The organism is Jeotgalibacillus terrae (genome assembly GCF_016908195.1).
Taxonomy (GTDB): Bacteria; Bacillota; Bacilli; order Bacillales; family Jeotgalibacillaceae; genus Jeotgalibacillus; species Jeotgalibacillus terrae.
The window spans coordinates 52,559-74,358 of the sequence record NZ_JAFBDK010000009.1 but is presented as its reverse complement, the minus strand read 5'-3'; the positions used below and the strand labels follow the sequence as shown (position 1 = coordinate 74,358).

The window sequence follows — 21,800 nt, the reverse complement described above, 5'->3', positions numbered from 1 at the left end:
ATTCAGTATAAAGTATTTATACTAAACGAATGAGGCAGGTGCGGAAAATGTCAGTTCCATTTTTTAAGCAGTTCAGCCACCCGGAGGGAAAAGCAGGAAAAGTGGCTGGTTTCATTATGTCGAAAGAGAATAGAAAACTCAACCGCTGGGCATCCGGCTGTCTTGATCTGCACCCGGGAGAACATGTCCTTGAAATCGGTTTTGGCTCCGGTGCATGTATAGAAAAGTTATTGAAAAAAGGTGTTACTGTAGATGGACTCGATGCCTCTGCCTCAATGGCGGAGAGTGCGGAAAAAAGGTTAACGCCGATGATCGAAAGCGGCCGTGTGAGAATCATGCAGGGGAAAGCGGAACATATTCATCTGCCTGAAAATTATTATGATAAAATTCTTTCAGTCAATAATTTTCCGATATGGGGAGAGCCCGACCAGGCACTTGAACGATTATACAGCTCCCTGAAATCAGACGGACGGATTGTCATAACCGTTCAGCCAAGGGAAGACAATGCAAGCCCGAACCTGACAAGGATGGTAGGAAACGATCTTTATCATCGCCTTGAAAAAGCAGGGTTTGCACATATCACCCTGACTTACCGTTACTTCTGGCCGCATATGGCCGTCACGGCAGTAGGATTTAAAGAGAAGAGAGGCTCCTAAGCCATTTTTCAGCAGCAGCAGGGGATTTGAGCATCACAATGTTTTCAATCTGTGAGCTGCGCAGCTTTTCAATGACCTGAGGCGCATGACGGTCATTATAAAAATAGATCCACTTCAAAAATTCGAGATCAAGCTTTTCATCACAGCCTTCCGTCATATCCGGACGGCTTTTTCCATGATACATGACCCGCCGCTTGAGCGCTCTCCTGAGACAGACCCATCTCGAATAGTGAAGAAATATCACTGTGTCACACTTCTGAAGACGGCTATCTAAAGTACCGCCGAAGTTTCCATCCATAATCCACTCATCTGATTCCATTAATTCTTCAATCTCTTCACGAAAAGCACTTTTATCAGATTGGACCCATCCAGGTTTCCAAAATAGTGTATCCAAGTGAAATACCGGCAGAGACAACTTTTTCCCAAGCTGTCTGGAAAACGTGGATTTACCAGCACCGCCTGACCCGATGACCAGTATTTTCTTCATATATAGACCTCCAATTCAAAAAAAGGAATTAATTTTAATTGCTATGTTAAAGACCATTGCTGTTTTAGCACAGCTGGTGATTGTAGCGGAAGGGGGACGACTCCAGCAGGAGAAGCGTGACAGGTGAGACCCCGCAGCGCGAAGCGCGAGGAGGCTCACCGCACGCCCTGCGGAAAGCGTTCCCCCTGGAGCGAGAATCAACAGCCCACTTTAACAGAGCTATTTTAAAAAATCGCTAGTCAATCATAACGCTTTCATTTATAATGAACAAGAAGTAAATGGAAAGGGTGTGATGTGTGATGAGAAACCGTTCAGAGAAGATCATTGTTTCAATTGTACACAACCCGTATGCCCATTTAGAGGCGTCCATCTAAAGGATAGGATCTTTCTGTTTTCAACATCAGAAGTCCGCGGGTTTGTGTACACACAAATCAGCGGACTTTTTTATTTAAAACTTTGTTAAAGTCCATTTTTATTTCAATACAGCTGAGATCAACAGCCAGCTTTAACAAAGTCGATTTGAAAACAGGAGGAAACAACATTGAATACATTAATGAAACTTGGATGGAATAAAGAATGGCAGGAGAAGGCAGGTTCATCTGACCTCACACCTGCAAGAATCATCGCAGAATACAAAAACCTTTATAAGATACAGACAGACACATCAATTTATATAGCGGAAGTGACAGGAAAATTCCGTCACCAGGCTGAAGTAAGAGAAGACTATCCGGCGGTCGGTGACTGGGTCATGGTCTCAACGCCTGCCGGAGAAGGGCATGCCATGATTCATCAGATCCTTGAAAGAACATCAAAATTTTCAAGAAAAGCAGCCGGGGATTTGACGAATGAACAAATCGTCGCTGCGAATATTGATATTGCCTTTCTTGTCATGTCATTGAATCATGACTTTAATCTGAGAAGGCTGGAACGTTATCTGATTGCAGCGTGGGAAAGCGGTGCGAATCCGGTTGTGGTGCTTTCAAAAGCAGATCTCTGTGACAACAGTGATGAAAAAGCGGAAGAAGCAGGCGCGGCTGCAATGGGTGTGCCGGTGCTGGTCACCAGTGCTTACAATGGTACCGGGCTTGATGAATTAAAAAGTCACATTGCTGAAGGAATGACAGTCGCTGTCATGGGTTCATCAGGAGTAGGAAAGTCTTCAATTATCAACGCACTGATTGGAGAGAATAAGATGCTCGTTAATGATATTCGTGAAGATGACAGCAAAGGAAAGCACACCACGACTCACAGAGAACTGATCATGCTGCCTGATAAAGGCGTGATCATTGATACACCGGGTATGAGGGAGCTCCAATTATGGGAATCTGACAGCGGGCTCACACAGGGGTTTCAGGATGTTGAAGCACTTGCAGAACACTGTCAGTTCAGAGACTGTCAGCATGAAACAGAACCTGGCTGCGCGATCCGTCATGCGATTGAAGACGGGGAACTCGAACTGGAACGCTATAGCAGTTACGTAAAGCTGCAGAAGGAACTTGCTTATATTGAGAGAAAAACTGATAAGCGTGAACAGCTGTTAGAAAAGAAGAAGTGGAAAAAGATCTCACAGCTTCAGAAATCCCACTATAAGTAATATTCGGAAGTTGAAGCCGGGCAGCTGTGTCCCGGCTTTTTCTGTATTCATTGTTTTGAGTGGGGTCGCTTCGCACGACCTATCCATAGAGGACTCAGAAAACGATCGTGATATAATAGATCTATCATGCAAGCTCAAAGGAGGCGCGAGCAAATGAAGTCAATGTTCCAAAAAGCAATGGGAGAAGAATTCACAAAGCTCCATCCACAGCTGCAAAAAAAGTATGCTTTGAACAGTTCATCTGATTATAAAGTCATCACAAAAGGAACGATGCATGAGATAAAAGGCGGATCCAGGCTTGTCCGCAAAGTCTCGCATTTAGGCGTGAAAATGAATTTTGCATTTCCGGAACGTGGAGATGAGATTCCTTTTTATATGGAAAACGCCGGTTATCGTGACAGGCATGGCCGTGAAGCGATGTCCTGGAGACGCAGCTTTACGTTCCCTGATGCAGTCAGATGCTTCTACGATAAAATGAAAGAAGGAGAGCAGCCGAATACCGTCGATAACTTTACAGATCTGTGGGGGATTGCGCGTCTGCCGCTTCATCTGAATGCGACCCGGACAGGCGGTATGCTGTTAACCTCGCGTGACATGACGCTGCATATCGGTAACAAGTATATGAAGATTCCAAGGATCCTTGGCGTCAGGGCCACTGTGCTGGAGGAATATAATAAGAGAACTGAGATGTTTGATGTTCATATTCACATATACCAGCCGCTGTTTGGCACGATTTTATCTTATAAAGGGTCAGTGGAGATGACATTCCCACATAAAAATACCGGAAAGTGATTGAGCTTTCCGGTATTTTTATGTGGATAAGCTGTGGAGGAGCGGGGGTAGGTCTTTATACACGATTTCATGAACATGGGCTGAAATTTCATGAATGGCGAGCGATATTTCATGAACCATCTTGGTTATTTCATGAACATACCATCTAATGTCATGAACACCCCATATTATTTCATGAACCACTGCCAAATTTCTTCCCGCAACAACCAAAAAACCCGGAAAGCCTCCGCTTCCCGGGTTTCACAAACACTATTTACCTCGCACCTGCAGTTGCAGCAAGTGATGTGGTAATCGGACCGTTCCACTCACTCATACCAGGCGTCACACGGATAAGATTCTCGCGGCCGTTCGCTCTGATATTGTCACAGGCTGCCTGGCTGCGTTTACCTGACTTGCACAGCACATAGACAGTTTCTTCTTCAGGAAGTGCTGCAATATAATTCTCAACCTGGGCGAGCGGTACAGAATGCGCACCAGGGATGTGACCGCCGGCATATTCTTCAGGCTCACGTACATCCAGAATGACGGCAGGTTTTTCAGCGATAATCGCTTCAAGCTCTTCATTTGAAATAGACTTCAGTTCTGTTTTCGGTACATACTGTTTCTTTTCAACACGCTTAATATAGTGGACCTGCACATTTCCTTCTTCAGTGCCTGACAGGTATTCGTTACCTGTAGACTTGCACCATGCTTTCATATCTGCAAGGGAACCTTTATCAGTTGTGGTGATTTCAAGCACTTCACCTTCCTGAAGGTTCGCCATTGATTTCTTCGTACGTACGATTGGCATTGGGCAAGCCATGCCTTTAGCGTCTAACTTGTGATCTGCATGCATAAAATATAAACACTCCTCGGTTAAAGTTGGTTCATTCCGCCGCGGACATTCGCAACGTTTTTAAACCCTTTTTTCTTTAAAATTTTGGCTGCCTGTGCACTGCGCATTCCACTTTGGCACAGAACGATTGTTTCTTTTTCAGGGTCCAGCTTATCAGTCTGATTAGGCAGGCTGCCAAGTGGAATATTGTCAAACCCTCTCATATTGCGTGCTTTGAATTCTCCAGGTGTTCTCACATCGATCCACTGGGAATCCTTTGTTTTTTTCATCGACTTCAATTCATCCGGGGAAATGGTGCGTATCCCCTTCGCCGGCATCATGCGCCAGACGAAGAAGAGTACAACTGCACCGATTAAAATCCATTCCATTGAGCTGTCCCCTTTCTTAGTTGGTTACAACTTCTTTAGGACGGTTATTAGACCATGCATTGAATCCGCCGTTCAGGTGTGTCACATCCTCAAAACCGAGTGCAAGCATCACACTTGCAGCAATTGCAGAACGTGCACCTGACTGACAGTGAATCAATACAGGCTTATCCTTATCAAGCTCTTTTCCCTCTTCCCGAAGGTGTCCAAGCATTTTGTGTTCAGTGCCTTCAATGCGACCGCTGTTCCACTCAGAATCGTTACGTACATCAATGACCTGATAGTCAGTCTGATCTTTCTGTTTTGCAAACTCTTCTGTATCAACAGACTGATACGTTTCAGTCGCAACAGGTTCAATCAGTGAAGGCTCAGCAAGCTTCACTACATTATCTAAATGAATAGAACGCAGAATTTTCATTGCTTCCTCAGCCTGATCCTTTTCAACAATCAGTGCTATATTTTCATCATAATCTACAAGCCAGCCAGCCCAGTTCGGCAGCATTTTGCCAAATGGAATATTAATTGAACCCGGAACAAGCCCTTTTTCAGCTTCTTTAGAAGCGCGTGTATCAATCAGAATATTCCCATCCTGCTTACTGAATTCAACAACGTCTTCAGCATGCTCGAACCATTCAGCTGATGGATCTTCAACAATTGCAGGTCCAAGCTTATTTACTTTCTTCATCTGAGCAAAATACTTAGGCGCTTCAGGCTGATCCTTCAGCAGCTCATCAATGAACTTCTGCTCATCCTGCTCATTCAGTGCCCAGTTGAATTGCTTTTCATAACCTACAGTTGACTGAGGGACAGCGCCAAGTGATTTGCCACATGCACTTCCTGCGCCGTGACCAGGCCACACCATCATGTGATCAGGCAGCTCTTTGAAGCGCTGAAGTGATTGGAACATTGACTTTGCACCAGTTTCAGCAGTACCTGCAGCACCTGCAGCTTTTTCGAGTAAGTCAGGACGTCCGATATCACCAACGAATACAAAGTCTCCAGTGAAGATACCCATTGGCTTATCAGCACCGCCGCCAAGGTCAGTTAATACAAATGAGATACTCTCAGGGGTATGACCTGGTGTGTGCATCACTTCAAATTTAATATTACCGATCTTGAATTCATCGCCATCAGTTAAAGGCTGTACATCAAGATTGTCTGTGTATTGATATTTCCAGTCGTTATCACCTTCATCTGAAAGATAAAGCTTTACACCGTGCTTTTCAGCAAGCTGGCGTGCACCGGAAACAAAGTCTGCATGAATGTGTGTTTCAGTAGCAGCAGATACATGTAATCCTTCTTTCTTTGCATCCGCTAAAATAGGTTCCACATTACGCGGCGGATCAATCAGAATAGCTTCGCCTGTACGCTGGCATCCTACTAGATATGAATATTGAGCTAATTTGTCATCAAAATAAGAACGGAATAACATTGGTTAAACTCCTCCTTGATCGTTTCACAGAGATTTTATTAATACCCTGTGGGGTATATTTGTATTAAATCATCTCCTGAAAATAAATGCAACCCCTAAGCTCAAAAAACTTTGGTGTTTACAATTTACCCGATCCGTCGTACAATCATGCTTATGACATAATCCCGATAAGAATAGGTGGTTTTAGAGATGAAGAAAACGTTAGCAGCATCATTACTATTAACAGGGGTCCTTGCAGGATGCGGATCTTCAGAAGAAAGCAGTGACAGCAGCAATGCTTCAGAGGACATGAACCTGCTTGAATCCATTCAGGAAGAAGGCGTCATCACAGTTGGAACAGAAGGAACGTATGCCCCATTTACATTCCATGATGAATCAGACGCACTGACTGGTTATGATGTTGAAGTTATGAATGAAATTGCAGAACGCATGGGCGTTGAGGTCGAATATAACGAAACGCAGTGGGATTCAATGTTTGAAGGGCTGAACTCTGAGCGTTTTGATGTGATTGCCAACCAGGTGGGTATTAATGATGAACGTCTTGAGACATATGATTTCTCTGAGCCATATACACTTTCATCAGCGGTCGTAGTCGTGCCTGAAGATAATAGTGAAGTTTCTTCATTCGAAGATATAGAAGGTAAAAAGTCAGCACAGTCACTGACAAGTAACTATGCGGATATTGCAACTGAGTACGGTGCAGAGCTTGTTCAGGTTGAAGGACTTGCACAGGCAATTGAACTGATTAAAACAGGTCGTGCGGAAGTGACTGTAAATGATAAGCTTGCCATTCTGGATTTCCAGAAGCAGCAGCCTGATGCAGGTATTAAAATCGCAGCAGAAGAAAGTGACGTATCAGAAAGTGCATTTATGTTCCGTCAGGGTCACGAGGAGCTTGTAGAAGAATTCAATAAGCACCTTGCAGATATGAGGGAAGACGGTACACTGGCAGAAATCTCTGAAGAATGGTTTGGCGAAGATGTTTCTCAGTAATTTTATATTAGGAGCAGCTGATCCACTGGTGGACTGGGAGCTGTTTTGGTCTTCAATTGGACCAATGGTAGAGGGCGGAATCAAAAATACGATTCCGCTTACTCTTTTATCTTTTACTTTTGGTCTGATACTCGCACTCCTAACAGCATTAGCCAGACTCTCAGGCAACAAAGTCTTCTCAGGCATTGCAAGAGTCTATGTCTCAGCAATCCGCGGAACACCATTACTCGTTCAATTGTTTATCGTATTCTTTGGCTTGCCGGACCTCGGCGTCACGCTTGACCCGTTCCCAAGTGCAGTCATTGCCTTCTCTCTAAATGTAGGGGCATATGCATCTGAAATTGTTCGTGCGTCAATCCTTTCAGTACCTAAAGGTCAGTGGGAGGCGGGGTATACAATCGGTATGACCTACCCGCAGACACTGCGCAGAATTATTTTACCGCAGGCAACGCGTGTCTCAATTCCACCGCTGTCAAATTCATTTATCAGCCTGGTAAAAGATACATCACTTGCCTCACAGATTTTAGTGGTTGAACTCTTCCGGAAATCACAGGAAATCGCAGCCAGGACCTATGATTTCCTCCAATTGTATATTACAGCAGCCATTCTCTACTGGATTGTCTGCTTTATCCTGTCACTCGTACAGGGCCGGATTGAGAAAAAACTGGATCGCTACGTCGCGAAATAAGGAGGAGATCACATGCAGATTCATGTACAAAACCTTCATAAGTCATTTGGAGAACTGAACGTCCTGCGCGGCATTGACCTTGAAGTACCTAAAGGAAACGTTGTGGCAATTATCGGACCATCCGGTTCAGGCAAAACAACCTTTTTGCGCTGTCTGAACGCACTTGAAATGCCGAATCAGGGGTTATTTGAATTCTCTGATGGATTCAGTCTCGATTTTTCTAAGTATCCGAAAAAGAATGAAATCCTGAAGCTCCGCCGCAAATCCGGCATGGTGTTCCAGTCCTATAACCTTTTTCCACATAAAACTGCTCTGGAAAATGTAATGGAAGGGCCGGTTATTGTGCAGAAGTTGAATAAAGAAGAAGTACGGGCGAGGGCTGTGTCACTGCTTGAGAAAGTGGGACTCGGAGAAAAAATGGATCTTTATCCGCATCAGCTCTCAGGCGGGCAGCAGCAGCGCGTTGGTATAGCCCGCGCACTTGCGATCGAACCTGAACTCATGCTGTTTGATGAGCCGACTTCAGCGCTCGACCCTGAGCTGGTTGGTGAAGTACTGAGCGTCATGAAAGAGCTTGCCCGGGAAGGACAGACAATGGTTGTCGTGACGCACGAGCTAAAGTTCGCTGAAGACGTTGCAGATCACGTCATGTTCATCGACGGCGGCGTTGTCGTGGAGCAGGGTCCGCCAAAAGAAATATTGAAAGCACCGAAAGAAGCGCGTACGAAGCAGTTTCTCGATCGTGTGCTGAATCCATCATAGACCTCCGCAGGTGCGGGGGTTTTATTTTGGATTGTGGCATGTGTTCGCGGCAGATGCGGTGGGGGAGGGGGCTAGGTCAAATTACACTTTTTCCTGAACGATGCGTATAATCTCCTGAACCACCGCTATCATGTTCTGAACATCAATGGGAATCTCAGGAACAACTCATATAATTTCCGGAACCACCCCCGTAATCTCCTGGACACACCCCATTCACCTCCCTAACTCCCCATTGCTTTATCCACCGAATTTTGTGACAATATTAAAATCTAACAGAACAGGAGCTGATCACATGCCATCTGCAATTTTCTTTGATCTTGATGACACACTTTTGTGGGATAAAAAAAGTATTGAAACCGCATTGTCCAAAACGGCAGAAGATGCAAAAAGGTTATATGGAACAGACCCGGAAGCAATGCTTGCTGAAGTCAAAAAAGCGGCACCGGAGATTTATCAGGAATACGCTTTCTATGACTTTACGAAGATGATCGGTATTAACCCGTTTGAAGGCCTGTGGGGCGCTTTTGGAGACCCGGTACACTATCAGTTCAGATTGATGGGTCAACAGATAGAATCCTATCAGCAGCGCGTCTGGCAGGCTGCCCTGAAAGTATGTGGGACAGACGTGGATGGATCCGTGTTAAGAAAGCATTTTATCACCCATAGAAAAGCGTCTCCTTTTTTATATGAGGAAACGATAGAGGTATTAAGTGATCTTAAAGCGGCCGGCTATAAGCTGGTCATTGTGACTAACGGAGCACCGTCACTACAACTTGAAAAACTCCGGATTACACCGGAAATCGTTCCATACTTTGATCATATAATTATTTCAGGGAATGTGGGTGAAGGGAAGCCGGGAAGAGCTATTTTCGATCAGGCGCTCCGTCTCGCGGAAGTGTCAGCTGATGATGCGTGGATGGTCGGCGATAATCTGAAAACGGATATACTTGGTGCTAACCGGGCAGGCATTCACAGCATATGGATCCAGCATCATGATGATACTGTGCCGGGTGAAGCTGATGGACAGCCTGACCAGACAATCCGCCGTTTGAAAGAAATAAAAACTCTGCTGTGAAATTTTGAAACCTTTAGGTGTATCATTCCGTAAATGAGGGGATAAGGAAATCATACATATTTATAATTGGGAGGTAATCAGATGAAAAGAACAGCAGAAGGTGTATTAACGATTATTGGAATTGTAGTAAATGTGCTGATGATTGCAGGGGCATTATTTTTAGGTGCACTATTTGAGGACCCGGCAGTGCAGCAAGAAATGGAAATGGAGTTCCAAAATGACCCGGCATTTGCAGATGCAGGAGTCGACCCGGCCGTGGTTACAGATTTGTTCGCAAGTCTGGGCTTGTTTTTCAATGTAGTTGTTATTATAAGTACGGTTTTAAGTATTATCGCCCTGTTCGCTATGAAGCGTAATAAAAAACCGAAACTTGCAGGCGGCTTACTGATCGCAAGTACACTGGTTGTAGCAGTTGGGACGGTCCTTTTAGGGTGGCTGCCGGCACTATTATTCCTGATCGCAGCGATTATGTGCTTCGTACGTAAACCGAAAGTAGTGGAAGATCCATATACTCATTCAGATGATGAGATGAGACCACTTTAATAGAAAAAGCCGCTGTTTCGATTGTGGAACAGCGGCTTTTTTTGCCCGTGAAAATCAATCCTTCACCAGACAGCACGTCCGGCAATTCTTCTTGCCGGGCAGCATGTATTTATAACAGCATGTGCTTCTGACGCGCGCATCTTCCAGCTGTCGTTTGGCTTTGAATTGATCGAGGTGGGTGAAGGGGTTTGGTTCTTCTTCCCCGAAAAAGTCTTCCGAGACAATATGCTCCCAGTGTGATTCCCAGTCGAGCTGATCGAGTCCTTTTAATTCAGGAGCGAGACTTTTATAGAACCATCGCAGATAGATATAAAAATTTTCCCATAAGACGATCTGTTTTACTTTGCCGGCTTTTTCAACTGAGAGGATCAGCGGTTTCACCCAGTCAAAATAAAGGTTGCGCAGCAGGTCATCCCAACTGAGCTCACGGTCATAAGATTGTATTCCACTCAAGTGTACACCAAGCTGAAAAGGAGCTTCAGGGTCATGCACAAGTCTCACATCCGAGGAAGACAGATCCCATGCCTGTCCGCTTTTATAATGGGCAAGCAGTACGCTGACAAGTGTAAAAGCCGTGCGTTTCATAGACAGCGATCCTGCGACCATAAGTTTTGGTGCTTCCTGAATCCGCTGGATATACGCGAGATCTTCTGCTGCTGTATCCTGATCAAGCCAATCTGACAAGTTCCATTCTGTACCGAGTTCAGTTTCACTGAATCTTACCGGAAAAGCGTCTTCTATATATGAAAAAAGTTCCTGCTGGTTCACGATTTTTTACCCCTTTCTTTAAATAAAAGATAGATAAAGTAAGGTGCGCCAATCGCTGCAGTAAATACGCCTGCAGGGATCTCGAGCGGCGCGGCAATCAGCCGTCCCATCAGATCGGCGAGCATGACAAGTCCTGCACCAATCAATGCTGACATTGGAATAAGTGATCCGAAAGATGATCCGATTAATTTTCTCGCCAGGTGCGGTGCCATCAATCCGACAAAACCGATTCCGCCAGCGAAAGCAACAGATCCCCCGACGAGACCTGTACTAATCAGGAGAATCAGAATCCGCTGCTTAGAGACAATTGATCCCATTGACGTGCTGATATCATCTCCAAGTTCAAGCAGGTTCAGGTGACGTGCCATGAGAAGTGCTGCTAAGAATAACAGACTGACCCATGGAAGTAAAATCCACACCTGGCTCCACGTTGATCCGTTGACTGACCCTGTGATCCAGATATTTGCCTGGCTCGCACGATAGATCGGGCCGATGAGCATGAGCATTGTTGTGACAGCATTTGCAAAAAGTGATAGGCCGATTCCGATCAGCACAAGCCGGATCGGTGACAATCCATTTTTCCATGAAAAAATATAGACCAGCACAGCAGCGATTAATGCGCCAAGAAAAGCTGCAACCGGCAGCCACTGGATGGATACACTCAGTGCGCCGTTGGAATCGCTGAACAGGACAAGAAAACCGACGACGAACACACTGGCTCCACCTGAGATGCCGATGACATCCGGTGAGGCGAGAGGGTTTCTGACCATCCCCTGAAGCAGTGCACCCGCAACTGCAAGCGCGACCCCGACAAGCAGTGCGATTAAAACCCGCGGCAATCTGAATTCTCTGATGACAAGTTCATTCAGAGGTTCGCCCATTCCTAAAAATACTTTCACGATATCAAGTGGAGATACCCATACTTCACCTAATCCAAGGCTGATAAGGAATGCTGCAATGACAATGATCAAAGCAACACCTATACTGATCGCAGTACGGATATCAAATAAAAATGAAGGTCCCTTTTGACCGAAGCGGACAGGTTTAAAGCGGCTCATTGTGAAGACCCCACCTTTCTTGCGATATAAATGAAGATTGGTGTACCAATGATCGCAGTCATGACGCCGACAGGAATTTCCTGTGGCATAATCACATATCTTGCTGCAATATCAGCTGCAAGCAGCAGGTTTGCCCCAAGCAGTGCAGCCATCGGAATCAGTACCCGGTGGTCAATACCAATCCATTTTCTCGCTAAATGTGGAATCATAATGCCGATAAAGCCGATTGGTCCGGCAACTGAAACGGCACCGCCAGCGAGTAAAACAACGATGATCCCAATCCATATTTTCAGTGGAGCAGTTTTCACGCCAAGACCGTTTGCCACGTCATCACCCATGGCCAATATATTAAAGGACCGTGAGAAAAAGATCGCAATGATGAATCCGGCTGCCAGATAGGGAAGGGCTGTCTGTAACAGTGCAAGATCCCGCCCCTGGACAGACCCTGCAAGCCAGAACATCACGGATTCAAGCGCTGATTCATTTAAAACTAAAAGCCCTTGCGTAACTGATCCGAAAAGAGCGGATAATGCCGCCCCGGCAAGCGTCAGCTGAAGTGGTGACAAGCCTCTCTGATCAAGCGAACCGAGGGCAAAAACGGCTGTGATCGCAACTGCCGCCCCGATAAATGCAAGGATCGCAAAAGCGTGAAGAGAGCTGACATTCAGTATCGTTACCCCGATGACAACCGCCAGTCCCGCGCCAGCGTTAACTCCAAAAATACTGGGGGAAGCCAGTGGATTTTTGGTCAGCGTCTGCATCAGGACACCAGATACGGCCAGTGCAGCTCCAACTGCTGCTGCAATCAGCGCTCTAGGGATTCTGACACTTTGTATAATTAAGTGGGCATTTGACCCGTCAAAAGCAGTAAACGACCGGATAATCTGCTGAAATGAGGTTTGCTGATAACCGAATCGCACACTGGCAAATAAGAGAAGGAGCATACATAATAATGCGCCTGAAATTGAAAGCCATGTAAATGATTTTGAAGATTTCATCGTAAAAGATCCTTCCTTCACACAAGTAGGTCTATTATAACGAAAAATCAGCTTAATGAAAACGGTTTTCATTTAGCGGTTGACACCAGCGTTGCTCTTGATTATTCTTGAATAGTTATGAGAATCATTATCAATATTAAGAGGTAAGGAGAGAAAAAAATGAAAAAGTTCAATTTGCTACTTTTATTAATGAGCATAACAGCACTTGTTCTTGCAGCCTGCGGCGGATCTGATGAAACTTCAGAAGATGAGTCAGCTGACAGCGGTGAGGAAACTGCTGAAACATACACAGTTGAACACGCGATGGGTACAGCTGAAATCGAAGGAACACCTGAAAAAGTGGTGATTCTGACAAATGAAGGTACTGAAGCATTATTATCAATGGGTGTAACCCCTGTTGGCGCAGTTCAATCATGGACAGGTGATCCATGGTATGACCACATTTCTGACCAGATGGAAGGTGTAGAAGTGGTTGGGACTGAAAGTGAAGTAAACGTAGAAGCGATTGCTGCACTTGACCCGGATTTAATCATTGGTACAAAACTGCGACAGGAAGCTGTATATGAGCAGCTTGAAGCGATTGCTCCAACAGTGATGTCAGAAACGCTGAAGGGTGACTGGCAGGAAAATTTTGAGCTTTATGCTGAAGCCTTGAATAAATCTGAAGAAGGCGAGCAGGTCATGGCTGATTACGAGACCCGCGTTGATGAATTAAGCGGTCAGCTTGAAGAAGGCGGTCACCTTGAAAAGGAAATTTCAATGGTCCGTTTCCTTGCCGGAGATACACGTATTTATCATAAAGATTCATTCTCTGGCATTATTTTAGATCAGCTTGGTTTTGCGCGTCCACCAGAACAGGATGTAGATGACTTCGCAGAAAAAGGTGTGACGAAAGAGCGTGTCGAAGCAATGGAAGGTGACGTGCTGTTTTACTTCACATACGAAACAGGAGATGGAGAAGCGAACCAGAATGCTGAAGACTGGCTGAATGATCCGCTATTCCAAAACCTTGAAGTTGTGCAGGAAGGCAACATTAAAGAAGTAAGCGACACAATCTGGAACACAGCAGGTGGTGTCCTTGCGGCAAACGTTATGCTTGATGATATTGAAAACTATTTTTTAACTGAATAAACAATGAAACGCTCTGCTGGTGCAGGGCGTTTTTTAGGGTGGCGCACCAGGGACGGAGCTTGCTGTGCCGATATTGAAATCATTCTAAAAACAGTACACTAAGCCCCGTTTCTCCCTGTGCCCCCAAATAAAACCGACCCAAATGTTTTCTAATCCCATAATCGTGGAAATACTAATACCATGACCAGAAAAAAGGAGTGGAAGACAAATGAATCAGAAAGAATTAAAGGACCATATTTTAAATGTGCTTGAAAATAATAAAACAGGTACGCTTGCGACGGTGAAGGATGGCCGACCGCATTCGCGTTATATGACTTTCTTTAACGAAGGATATGTACTGCACACGCCAACAAGCAGTGATACACATAAGGCTGATGAGGTAGATGAGAATCCTTTTGTACATGTACTGCTTGGATATGAAGGTGACGGCTACGCGGACTCTTATGTAGAAGTGGAAGGTACTGCTGTGATCCGTGACTCCAAAGAACTGAAGGAAAAACTTTGGAATGAACGTTTTTCAAACTGGTTTGAAGGGCCGGATGATCCGAAATATGTGGTGCTCGAAATTGAACCGACTTCAATCCGTCTGATGAACTCAGGCGAGAAACCACAGTCTCTGGATTTGGATAAGTAAGATCATACTCTAATCGTCTTTACGGCGGTTAGGGTTCTTTTTTTGTAACAGAAGCATGAGGATGATCCCACATCCAATAATGAATAATAATCCGATGCCATATAACACCTGAAAGACCCAGTCGAGTGCGCTGTCCAAATCAATTCCTCCATTCATGTGAAATTCACTTCTCATTCTATTATAATGAAGTCAGATGTAAAAGCAGAACGGAGGTACATAATGGAGTGGGTATTAAAAAGTTTTGAGGAACTATCTGCACTGGAGCTGCATGACATTTTAAGAGCCAGGGTGGACGTATTTGTAGTAGAACAGGATTGTGCTTATCATGAGGTGGATGGATACGACACGGAATCATGGCACCTTCAGCTGAAGATCGATGGCAAGCTTGCTGCATATGCAAGGCTGATGAAGGCTGGAACTAAGTATAATAAAGCGTCAATCGGCAGAATCATTGTGATTGAAGAATTCAGAAACCGACAGATTGGCCGTGCGCTTGTTGAAAAATCAATCGATGTCATGAAAGATTGGGGTACCGGGGAAATCATGCTGCAGGGTCAGACCTACCTGCGAACATTTTACGGTTCATTCGGCTTTGAAGAAATCTCAGCAGAGTATCTCGATGACGGCATTCCACACGTGGATATGCTACTGACAATAGATACAAAAGAAAAGAGTTGAATAAAATGAATGGTAAAAAAAGTGTCATTGCCATTGTGGCCATTGTCGTGATTATGATTATTTTAATCTTTATACTGATGCTTAACTTTGATCCTGAGCAATATAAGTCAGCAGCCGTGCTGACTGAGATCACAGAAAGTAAAAATCTCCTGTCAGCGTGACAGGAGATTTTTTAAAACAGGCAGCGCACTGCCATATGAATATTAAGCATTTTCTATCACTTTATAATTTTCATGTGAAACGACAGTGAAGTTCGTTCCATAATCCAAAAGCAATGCGTCTTCTTCTGATATACTTACAATCACAGATCGTTCCAGAATTTTAGTCACTTCACCAGTGATATCAAACCCGTGACGTGTAAATTTAACTTTCTGTCCTACATTAGCCTGTGTCATATCAGCACCCCATATTCTTAAAAAAGTAATTTGTAACGGACTGTTCTTCATTATACATGAGAGAAGCCGTTTCTTTAAATACTAGCCATGTTTACTAGATATATACCCCATTAGTACTTATGTATTCTACTATAAATAGACTTGAATAGGGGAAAAATTCTGTAATTTTGCAAAAAAATCAGTTTCGCTTACAGGACATATGGTACTCTGTTAGAATGGAGTTTAGCTGAATTTGAGCGGAGGCATGATGAAATTGCAAAGCAAACAGACTTTATGGTTAACAGCCACCGGATACGGCATTATGGTTTTATTGATTACACTTGCAATAACATTAAGTGTATATCCAGGCGGTTATGATTATATGTATGACGAAAGTTCGCAGCAGATCACGCTTGAGCGGGGCATGTTTGTTAAAGAAGATGTCACGATAGAAGTAACTGATAATCCCTCGTTACAATTTGTCCTTTATGAGACAGAAGTCAACCAGGCAATCCAGTCATGGGTCATGTTATTAACGCTGGGGATTCTGGCAGTCTACTTACTGCAGCGGATCATACCTGCTTATCGGAAACGAAAAGAAGAAGGCTTCAAGGGAAAAAATGTCCTGCATGCAGTTCTGCTAGGGATTTCAATCTTTATGATGATTTACTATCTTACTTCCCTGACCGGCAGCATTCAGTACATGGAACAGGTATTTAACACAGCGCTGGATTGAAAAGACTGAGGCCTGAATATAGCTATTATTTATTAAAGAAAGACGATGCTTTTTATATAGTATTGTCTTTCTTTTTTTACAAAAAATATTTTTTGAAAAAGATATGTGCATTGTGCGTAAGGCGGTGACTCCGGGACGATCAGCGACCGCCGTCCGGAAAGCCTCCGCCTGGAGCGGAAATCAACAGCCAACTTTAACAACGCTATGATAAAAGAAATGAATTTTCTGAAAAATTATGATAGGATATAACTATCTTGTACAGTGAAGCAGGTGAATAAATGCGTAAAAAAAGAAGCAGATCTTCAGGAGAAGGAATGATTAGCCTTATATTCACAATCATCTACATAGGTTACTGGTGGTTTGTACTACAGGAAATTTTTCAGGGAGCGTCTCATTTTATTTACATAAGCATTATTCCATTTATCGGGCTGATGTTCCTTCACTCGCTTGCCTCGAAATGGCAGGAGCGGCGCAGGGAAAAACAGCTTGTCATGAGTGTGGAGAAGAGCATTGCAAGATACAGAGACCGGATCAAAACCGGAGCATAGGACTGCAGAAAGCGCTGCAGTTCATTGAAAAAGCTGCCCGTTAAGGACAGCTTTTTTGATTATCTTGATTTAACAAGCAATTGTACGGCTTCATTAATATAATCTGATGAATCCTCATCTTTTTCTGCATTACGCAGACATTCCTCAAGGTTGCGTGCAACGATCAGGCCGATTGTACGGTCAAGTGCAGTACGTGTAGCCGAGAGCTGCGTCACAACGTCCCGGCAGTCCTTACCTTCTTCCATCATCCGCAAAATGCCTTTAATCTGACCCTCAGCACGCTTCAGACGGTTAATTTGCTGCTTATCATATTCCATAGGATAAACTCCTTTAATTTTAATTTTGAGCTACTTATATCGTATAAGGATACTCGGGTTTTGTAAAGAAGTTAGCAGCGTGGAGAACCGGTTACAGAAAAAGGCTGAGACACAACTGTCTCAGCCATTCAATATTAATTCTTATTCATATATCGTTGCATATCCTTCTTATGCTTCTCGTCTCTGACAACGATCACAGCGTGGATCAATCCCGGGATATAGCCGAGAATGGTCAGCAGGATATTCAGCAGAAACGAACCGAATCTGCCTGTAAATAATACCGCTAAGGGCGGCAGGAATATAGCTAAAATATATAGCATTCAATCATCAACCCTTCTCCTGTCAGTTAATAGATTTATTCCCTCATATCCACTGAACTAAACGGAAGCGCGAGCACACAGGTGCTGTGACGGCTGACATTGACCAGGTCTGACCTCAGCACGCTGAGCGGCTTGCTGTCAGCCTGAATGCCATCTGACAACACATGCCACGGTCCTTCTGAATCAAGATGATATTTAATTGGGGAGCCATGAGCATTGTGTATAACCGTATACTTCGCATAAGGTCCATGATCTGCAATTAAATCATAGGCAATCAATCTTTCATCAGTCGGATGAAAGTGCATATGCTCGATTACTTCTTCTTTTGTCCGCATTCTGAAAGCCGGATGTTCTTTTCTGAGTTTAATCAGTCCTTTGACATACTGAACGGTCTGACTGAATTCCTCCCGGCGGTGCCAATCAAGCTTATTAATATCGTCAGGTGAGCGGTAGCTGTTCTCAACGCCGAATTTCGTTCTCATAAATTCCTGGCCTGCATGAAGAAACGGAATACCCTGAGACAGCAGAACGATTGACGTTGCCAGGCGGTGCATTCGTTTATGATCGCTCATTGATGCATTTGGTGACGTGAAGCTGATTTTATCCCACAGTGTATGGTTATCATGAGCTTCAGCATAATTGACGACCTGTTCAGGTGAAGTGAATGTCTTCCTGTCATAAGGCACTTTCATGCCTGCAGATACACCCTGAAGCAGGTGATGTCTCATACCAATTCTGCCGTTGATAAATCCGTTATCCTGCTTTGAAAAAGTATTCCCTTTTAAATGATCGCGCAGTGCATCATTAAAATGGGCAATCCCTTTCATCTGACCGGCCTGATGCTGGTTTGCTTTCAGGTGGTCAGGAAGCGCCGTCTGCAAATCCCATCCTTCTCCGAGCATGATGATGGAAGGACTGACCTGATCGAGTGCTTTTCTGGCAGCAATCATCGTCTCAACATCATGTATGCCCATCAGGTCAAATCTAAATCCGTCAATCTGATACTCAGTCGCCCAGTAGACAAGTGAATCCACGATAAACCGTCGCATCATCGCGCGTTCGGATGCCGTATCATTTCCTACTCCGGTCCCGTTTGAGAGCTTGCCATTCTTCGCATAACGGAAATAATAACCCGGCACAAGCTGATGGAAAGGCGAGCGGCTGACATCATACACGTGGTTATAGACAACATCCATAATTACGCTCATCCCGCGGTCATGAATGGCCTGAATCAGTGTCTTCAGCTCCTTTATCCGCAGGGCAGGGTTATGAGGATCTGTAGAGTACGATCCTTCCGGCGCATTGAAATGCTTCGGGTCATAGCCCCAGTTATACTGCGGCTGGTCAAGCTTTGTCTCATCCACTGTCCAGTAATCAAAGAATGGGAGCAGTTGAATATGGGTGACACCAAGCTCAGCCAGATAATCCAGACCTGTAGAGAATCCGTGCGTGGTTGTTGTGCCCTCTTCAGCTAATCCAAGATACTTGCCCTTGTTAAAAGTCCCGCTGTCAGGGTGAATCGTTGCATCGCGGATATGCAGTTCATAGATCACTGCATCAACAGGAGAGGAGAGTGTTCTTGCTGATTTTTTCCATGATAAAGGTCTCGTTTTTTTCATATTAATGACAGCACTGCGCATCCCGTTCACGCTGACAGCTTTCGCATAGGGATCCTGCGTTTCGCGCCACTCTTTTCCGATTCTCACACGGTACAGGTACTGTGCGCCGTCCCAGTCACCGGGGAGATTCAGATGCCAGGCGCCGCAATTGGCCTGCTGCATGTTATATAAATGAATCTGATCATTCATGAAAATTTTTACTTCAACTTCCTGAGCGGGAGGAGACCATACGCTGAAAAATGTCTGTTCCGGCGAATAATCGGCTCCAAGAAAGCCGTCATAATTGAATAACTGATCAAACTTTTTGGTCCGCATAATATCACCAAAAGTGACTTCGCAATACCCGAAATGAGAAATATTCACCTGATATTTTTTGGTTAGTGACAGACGGTTCTTCGTCTTGATCACAAGCCTGTTTGCAAGGTCGGATCCTGCATGATCTTTTTCAGCACGAATCTTTTTGATTTCAGCCCCATCAAGTGACACTTGAAGGTTGTCGTGCTTCCAGTCAAAAGAAAGATTCGTCAGGACAGTGATCTCATCCCATTTATCAATTTTGGCACTAATGATCCCTGGAAAAACGGTTACATCGTTCACCCGTTCATAGATGCGCTCCATTCCCTGCATCAGCCAGACTTCAGCTTTTCCGGAGCGGTCGAATGAAGTAATAAAGCGGTCATCAAAACGCTTACCCGCCCAGTCATCTTCAGCTGTACTTTTTCTTATAATAAAACCGACGCGTTTGATTTCATCAGGACTCTGCAGTGTGAAGACTGCGACTTTGCCATAGCTGTCTTCCTGAGAGAACTCAACCATACGGCCAGGTTCACCTTCAAGCCATACCCAAAGATTCCATCCGTCGTAATCGTTATCATAGCGATGGTAATGAAGTGTTACCGTGACTTCTTTCAGAATTGGAGGCTGCTTTTCAAAAGACTCTATTTTTACCATGCTGATCAGACCCTTCTCTATGGAGTGCCGGAAAATTCATTGTGTTACGACTATTATACGTCAGAATCAGCAGGAGGACATCTTCATGTGTAAAATCTGTATACCCCCTTTCTCATCAAATAGTCTGAATTCATGCCGGATGAGTGCAGAAAAGTGGCAACATTCCGTATATCGCTTAAAATAGAAGAAGACCATAGTAAATTAAAGGGAGGAATAGAGATGAAAGTACTTTATATTAATGCAAACCCGCGAACAAAAAAATCTGTCAGTGAAGAAATTGCTGATACATTTATAGAAGAAATAAAAAAAGCTGAGCAGGGTGTGGAAGTTGAATATGCTCATCTGTATGAAATGGACCTGCAGGAGATTGACGAGGATGTATTAGGATCATGGGGTAAACATCGTACAGGGGAAGCATTTACTGAAATCGAGAAAGAGAAAGTAAAAAGAATGGATGATGTACTTGATCAGTTTTTAGCTGCTGATCTATATGTATTTGTCACACCGTTTTGGAACCTGTTATTCCCGCCAAGAGTGAAGACATATATTGATTCGTTATGTATTCCGGGAAAAACATTCCGTTATACCGCAAGTGGACAGGAAGGATTAATTGAAGGCAAACGCGCTGTTCATATCGAATCTGTCGGCGGGGTGTATAAAGGAACAGGATTAAATTTCTCTGAAGATTATTTACGGGAAGTGATGCGCTTTCTTGGCATTAAGGAATACGATTCAGTCATTTGTGAAGGGATGAGCCAGTACCCTGATATGGCAGATAAGATTCTTGAAGAATCAAAAGCGGAAGCAAGAGAACTGGCCCAGAAGCTTGCGAGACTAGAATAGTGATCAGTCAGGCGTGAAAAAACGGATGACAAGCGGAATCTTGAATACATCACCTTTTAATGCGTATATTCCGGCAATGATGGCAAACACAATCCACAATACAGTCAGCACTGAGTTAATCACCCAGCCGATGCCGATGAAATAAAAGAATCCCGCAAATGCCTGGTACAAAAAGTAGCTGACAGCAAAGTTCAAATAAACATAACCGTGCTCCCTGACAAAGGGGGCATCTCTTTTGATCAGCCATAGAATCAGCGGTCCGACAATAAACGTTACAGTGCTGGTGAAATACATCAGTGCAGCAACGAGACGATCTTCTGACGAATGCATAACCAGGTCCCCCTTTAAAAGTCTTCTTATGATTATATACGTACCCGGAGAGAATAAGTTTCAAAAGAGGATGACTTCGAATGGGGTTGCTACTTTAGAATCGTTTCGCTGCGCTTCAGGCGGATGCTTTCCACGTGGATGGGCCGTTTTTTGACCCCATCAGACCTTCTCGGGGTCTCACCTGTCCGTTTTATCCCGTTGGAGTCACCGTCTTACGCTCCGCTGCACTTACATTGGTCCAACCCGTCAGTTCTTCATAGCTCAAGAGTGTAC

General features: G+C 44.4%; 28 protein-coding genes. 15 read left to right on the top strand and 13 right to left on the bottom strand.

Annotated elements, in window-relative coordinates:
* Nucleotides 1-47: 47 nt before the first annotated feature.
* Nucleotides 48-656 carry a class I SAM-dependent methyltransferase gene (locus tag JOD21_RS10835; protein ID WP_204729631.1) on the top strand — a complete coding sequence of 203 codons (609 nt, stop codon included), beginning with the start codon at nucleotides 48-50 and terminating at the stop codon, nucleotides 654-656.
* Here the strand turns inward: JOD21_RS10835 and JOD21_RS10830 are convergent.
* Nucleotides 634-1,143: a DNA topology modulation protein gene (locus tag JOD21_RS10830; RefSeq protein ID WP_204729630.1), complete on the bottom strand. Its 510-nt coding sequence runs from the start codon at nucleotides 1,141-1,143 to the stop codon at nucleotides 634-636. The two genes, JOD21_RS10835 and JOD21_RS10830, sit on opposite strands and share 23 nt — an antisense overlap.
* Before the next feature lie 553 nt (nucleotides 1,144-1,696).
* Between JOD21_RS10830 and rsgA the strand changes: the two genes are divergently transcribed.
* Complete coding sequence (gene rsgA, locus JOD21_RS10825; RefSeq protein ID WP_204729719.1) at nucleotides 1,697-2,737, top strand: ribosome small subunit-dependent GTPase A; 1,041 nt, start codon at nucleotides 1,697-1,699, stop codon at nucleotides 2,735-2,737.
* A gap of 153 nt (nucleotides 2,738-2,890) precedes the next feature.
* Nucleotides 2,891-3,529 carry a DUF4166 domain-containing protein gene (locus tag JOD21_RS10820; RefSeq protein WP_204729629.1) on the top strand — a complete coding sequence of 213 codons (639 nt, stop codon included), beginning with the start codon at nucleotides 2,891-2,893 and terminating at the stop codon, nucleotides 3,527-3,529.
* Between the two features lie 253 nt (nucleotides 3,530-3,782).
* Here JOD21_RS10820 and JOD21_RS10815 read toward each other — a convergent pair whose 3' ends face one another.
* The 3 genes from JOD21_RS10815 to JOD21_RS10805 are packed head-to-tail and all read right to left on the bottom strand — an operon-like array spanning nucleotide 3,783 to nucleotide 6,161.
* Nucleotides 3,783-4,364 (bottom strand): sulfurtransferase TusA family protein, encoded by a 582-nt coding sequence (locus tag JOD21_RS10815; RefSeq protein ID WP_204729628.1) that lies wholly within the window; start codon nucleotides 4,362-4,364, stop codon nucleotides 3,783-3,785.
* Nucleotides 4,365-4,384: 20 nt separating this feature from the next.
* Nucleotides 4,385-4,732: a rhodanese-like domain-containing protein gene (locus tag JOD21_RS10810; protein WP_204729627.1), complete on the bottom strand. Its 348-nt coding sequence runs from the start codon at nucleotides 4,730-4,732 to the stop codon at nucleotides 4,385-4,387.
* Between the two features lie 16 nt (nucleotides 4,733-4,748).
* The gene (locus JOD21_RS10805; protein ID WP_204729626.1) at nucleotides 4,749-6,161 is read right to left on the bottom strand and encodes an MBL fold metallo-hydrolase; all 1,413 of its coding nucleotides are present in this window, start codon (nucleotides 6,159-6,161) and stop codon (nucleotides 4,749-4,751) included.
* A 189-nt stretch (nucleotides 6,162-6,350) separates the two neighbouring features.
* Here JOD21_RS10805 and JOD21_RS10800 point away from each other — a divergent pair, with 189 nt between their 5' ends.
* The 5 genes from JOD21_RS10800 (at nucleotide 6,351) to JOD21_RS10780 (ending at nucleotide 10,222) form a co-directional block, all read left to right on the top strand.
* On the top strand, nucleotides 6,351-7,154 hold the full coding sequence (locus JOD21_RS10800) for an amino acid ABC transporter substrate-binding protein (RefSeq protein WP_204729625.1): 804 nt from the start codon (nucleotides 6,351-6,353) through the stop codon (nucleotides 7,152-7,154).
* A complete protein-coding gene (locus JOD21_RS10795) occupies nucleotides 7,141-7,842 on the top strand; it encodes an amino acid ABC transporter permease (RefSeq protein ID WP_204729718.1) in 702 nt (233 codons plus the stop codon). Before JOD21_RS10800 ends, JOD21_RS10795 begins: the two co-directional genes overlap by 14 nt.
* A 12-nt stretch (nucleotides 7,843-7,854) precedes the next feature.
* Nucleotides 7,855-8,604: an amino acid ABC transporter ATP-binding protein gene (locus JOD21_RS10790; RefSeq protein WP_204729624.1), complete on the top strand. Its 750-nt coding sequence runs from the start codon at nucleotides 7,855-7,857 to the stop codon at nucleotides 8,602-8,604.
* Nucleotides 8,605-8,896: 292 nt separating this feature from the next.
* Complete coding sequence (locus JOD21_RS10785; RefSeq protein ID WP_204729623.1) at nucleotides 8,897-9,679, top strand: HAD family hydrolase; 783 nt, start codon at nucleotides 8,897-8,899, stop codon at nucleotides 9,677-9,679.
* 81 nt (nucleotides 9,680-9,760) lie between these two features.
* A complete protein-coding gene (locus JOD21_RS10780) occupies nucleotides 9,761-10,222 on the top strand; it encodes a DUF4064 domain-containing protein (protein WP_204729622.1) in 462 nt (153 codons plus the stop codon).
* A 54-nt stretch (nucleotides 10,223-10,276) separates the two neighbouring features.
* On the opposite strand, the gene JOD21_RS10775 is transcribed toward JOD21_RS10780, so the two are convergent.
* Genes JOD21_RS10775 through JOD21_RS10765 form a run of 3 tightly spaced genes read right to left on the bottom strand, consistent with a single transcriptional unit; the run spans nucleotide 10,277 to nucleotide 13,046 of the window.
* The gene (locus JOD21_RS10775) at nucleotides 10,277-10,990 is read right to left on the bottom strand and encodes a hypothetical protein (RefSeq protein WP_204729621.1); all 714 of its coding nucleotides are present in this window, start codon (nucleotides 10,988-10,990) and stop codon (nucleotides 10,277-10,279) included.
* A complete protein-coding gene (locus JOD21_RS10770; protein ID WP_204729620.1) occupies nucleotides 10,987-12,048 on the bottom strand; it encodes a FecCD family ABC transporter permease in 1,062 nt (353 codons plus the stop codon). The genes JOD21_RS10775 and JOD21_RS10770 overlap by 4 nt, the downstream gene beginning before the upstream one ends.
* Nucleotides 12,045-13,046: a FecCD family ABC transporter permease gene (locus JOD21_RS10765; protein ID WP_204729619.1), complete on the bottom strand. Its 1,002-nt coding sequence runs from the start codon at nucleotides 13,044-13,046 to the stop codon at nucleotides 12,045-12,047. The genes JOD21_RS10770 and JOD21_RS10765 overlap by 4 nt, the downstream gene beginning before the upstream one ends.
* 159 nt (nucleotides 13,047-13,205) lie before the next feature.
* On the opposite strand from JOD21_RS10765, the gene JOD21_RS10760 reads away from it, so the two are divergent.
* Nucleotides 13,206-14,177 carry an ABC transporter substrate-binding protein gene (locus JOD21_RS10760; RefSeq protein ID WP_204729618.1) on the top strand — a complete coding sequence of 324 codons (972 nt, stop codon included), beginning with the start codon at nucleotides 13,206-13,208 and terminating at the stop codon, nucleotides 14,175-14,177.
* A gap of 208 nt (nucleotides 14,178-14,385) precedes the next feature.
* On the top strand, nucleotides 14,386-14,811 hold the full coding sequence (locus JOD21_RS10755) for a pyridoxamine 5'-phosphate oxidase family protein (RefSeq protein ID WP_204729617.1): 426 nt from the start codon (nucleotides 14,386-14,388) through the stop codon (nucleotides 14,809-14,811).
* 9 nt (nucleotides 14,812-14,820) lie between these two features.
* Here JOD21_RS10755 and JOD21_RS10750 read toward each other — a convergent pair whose 3' ends face one another.
* Nucleotides 14,821-14,967: a hypothetical protein gene (locus JOD21_RS10750; RefSeq protein WP_160289495.1), complete on the bottom strand. Its 147-nt coding sequence runs from the start codon at nucleotides 14,965-14,967 to the stop codon at nucleotides 14,821-14,823.
* Nucleotides 14,968-15,030: 63 nt separating this feature from the next.
* On the opposite strand from JOD21_RS10750, the gene JOD21_RS10745 reads away from it, so the two are divergent.
* Nucleotides 15,031-15,489, top strand: a complete 459-nt coding sequence (locus JOD21_RS10745; protein WP_204729616.1) for a GNAT family N-acetyltransferase — start codon at nucleotides 15,031-15,033, stop codon at nucleotides 15,487-15,489.
* Nucleotides 15,490-15,494: 5 nt separating this feature from the next.
* Complete coding sequence (locus JOD21_RS10740; protein ID WP_160289496.1) at nucleotides 15,495-15,650, top strand: hypothetical protein; 156 nt, start codon at nucleotides 15,495-15,497, stop codon at nucleotides 15,648-15,650.
* Between the two features lie 42 nt (nucleotides 15,651-15,692).
* On the opposite strand, the gene JOD21_RS10735 is transcribed toward JOD21_RS10740, so the two are convergent.
* Nucleotides 15,693-15,884, bottom strand: coding sequence for a DUF2187 family protein (locus JOD21_RS10735; RefSeq protein WP_052473932.1), 192 nt, complete (start codon nucleotides 15,882-15,884; stop codon nucleotides 15,693-15,695).
* A gap of 244 nt (nucleotides 15,885-16,128) precedes the next feature.
* Here JOD21_RS10735 and JOD21_RS10730 point away from each other — a divergent pair, with 244 nt between their 5' ends.
* Together JOD21_RS10730 and JOD21_RS10725 are read left to right on the top strand one after the other, a co-directional pair.
* Nucleotides 16,129-16,599: a hypothetical protein gene (locus JOD21_RS10730; RefSeq protein WP_204729615.1), complete on the top strand. Its 471-nt coding sequence runs from the start codon at nucleotides 16,129-16,131 to the stop codon at nucleotides 16,597-16,599.
* 278 nt (nucleotides 16,600-16,877) lie between these two features.
* Nucleotides 16,878-17,147 carry a hypothetical protein gene (locus JOD21_RS10725; protein WP_204729614.1) on the top strand — a complete coding sequence of 90 codons (270 nt, stop codon included), beginning with the start codon at nucleotides 16,878-16,880 and terminating at the stop codon, nucleotides 17,145-17,147.
* A gap of 59 nt (nucleotides 17,148-17,206) precedes the next feature.
* Here JOD21_RS10725 and JOD21_RS10720 read toward each other — a convergent pair whose 3' ends face one another.
* The 3 genes from JOD21_RS10720 to pulA form a co-directional block, all read right to left on the bottom strand.
* On the bottom strand, nucleotides 17,207-17,464 hold the full coding sequence (locus JOD21_RS10720) for a metal-sensitive transcriptional regulator (protein WP_041121307.1): 258 nt from the start codon (nucleotides 17,462-17,464) through the stop codon (nucleotides 17,207-17,209).
* 134 nt (nucleotides 17,465-17,598) lie between these two features.
* Nucleotides 17,599-17,784, bottom strand: coding sequence for a YqaE/Pmp3 family membrane protein (locus tag JOD21_RS10715; RefSeq protein WP_204729613.1), 186 nt, complete (start codon nucleotides 17,782-17,784; stop codon nucleotides 17,599-17,601).
* 35 nt (nucleotides 17,785-17,819) lie between these two features.
* Nucleotides 17,820-20,354: a type I pullulanase gene (gene pulA / locus JOD21_RS10710; RefSeq protein ID WP_204729612.1), complete on the bottom strand. Its 2,535-nt coding sequence runs from the start codon at nucleotides 20,352-20,354 to the stop codon at nucleotides 17,820-17,822.
* A 219-nt stretch (nucleotides 20,355-20,573) separates the two neighbouring features.
* Here pulA and JOD21_RS10705 point away from each other — a divergent pair, with 219 nt between their 5' ends.
* The gene (locus tag JOD21_RS10705; RefSeq protein WP_204729611.1) at nucleotides 20,574-21,197 is read left to right on the top strand and encodes an FMN-dependent NADH-azoreductase; all 624 of its coding nucleotides are present in this window, start codon (nucleotides 20,574-20,576) and stop codon (nucleotides 21,195-21,197) included.
* Nucleotides 21,198-21,200: 3 nt separating this feature from the next.
* Here the strand turns inward: JOD21_RS10705 and JOD21_RS10700 are convergent, their stop codons facing one another.
* On the bottom strand, nucleotides 21,201-21,527 hold the full coding sequence (locus JOD21_RS10700) for a DUF4870 domain-containing protein (RefSeq protein ID WP_204729610.1): 327 nt from the start codon (nucleotides 21,525-21,527) through the stop codon (nucleotides 21,201-21,203).
* Nucleotides 21,528-21,800: the final 273 nt, after the last annotated feature.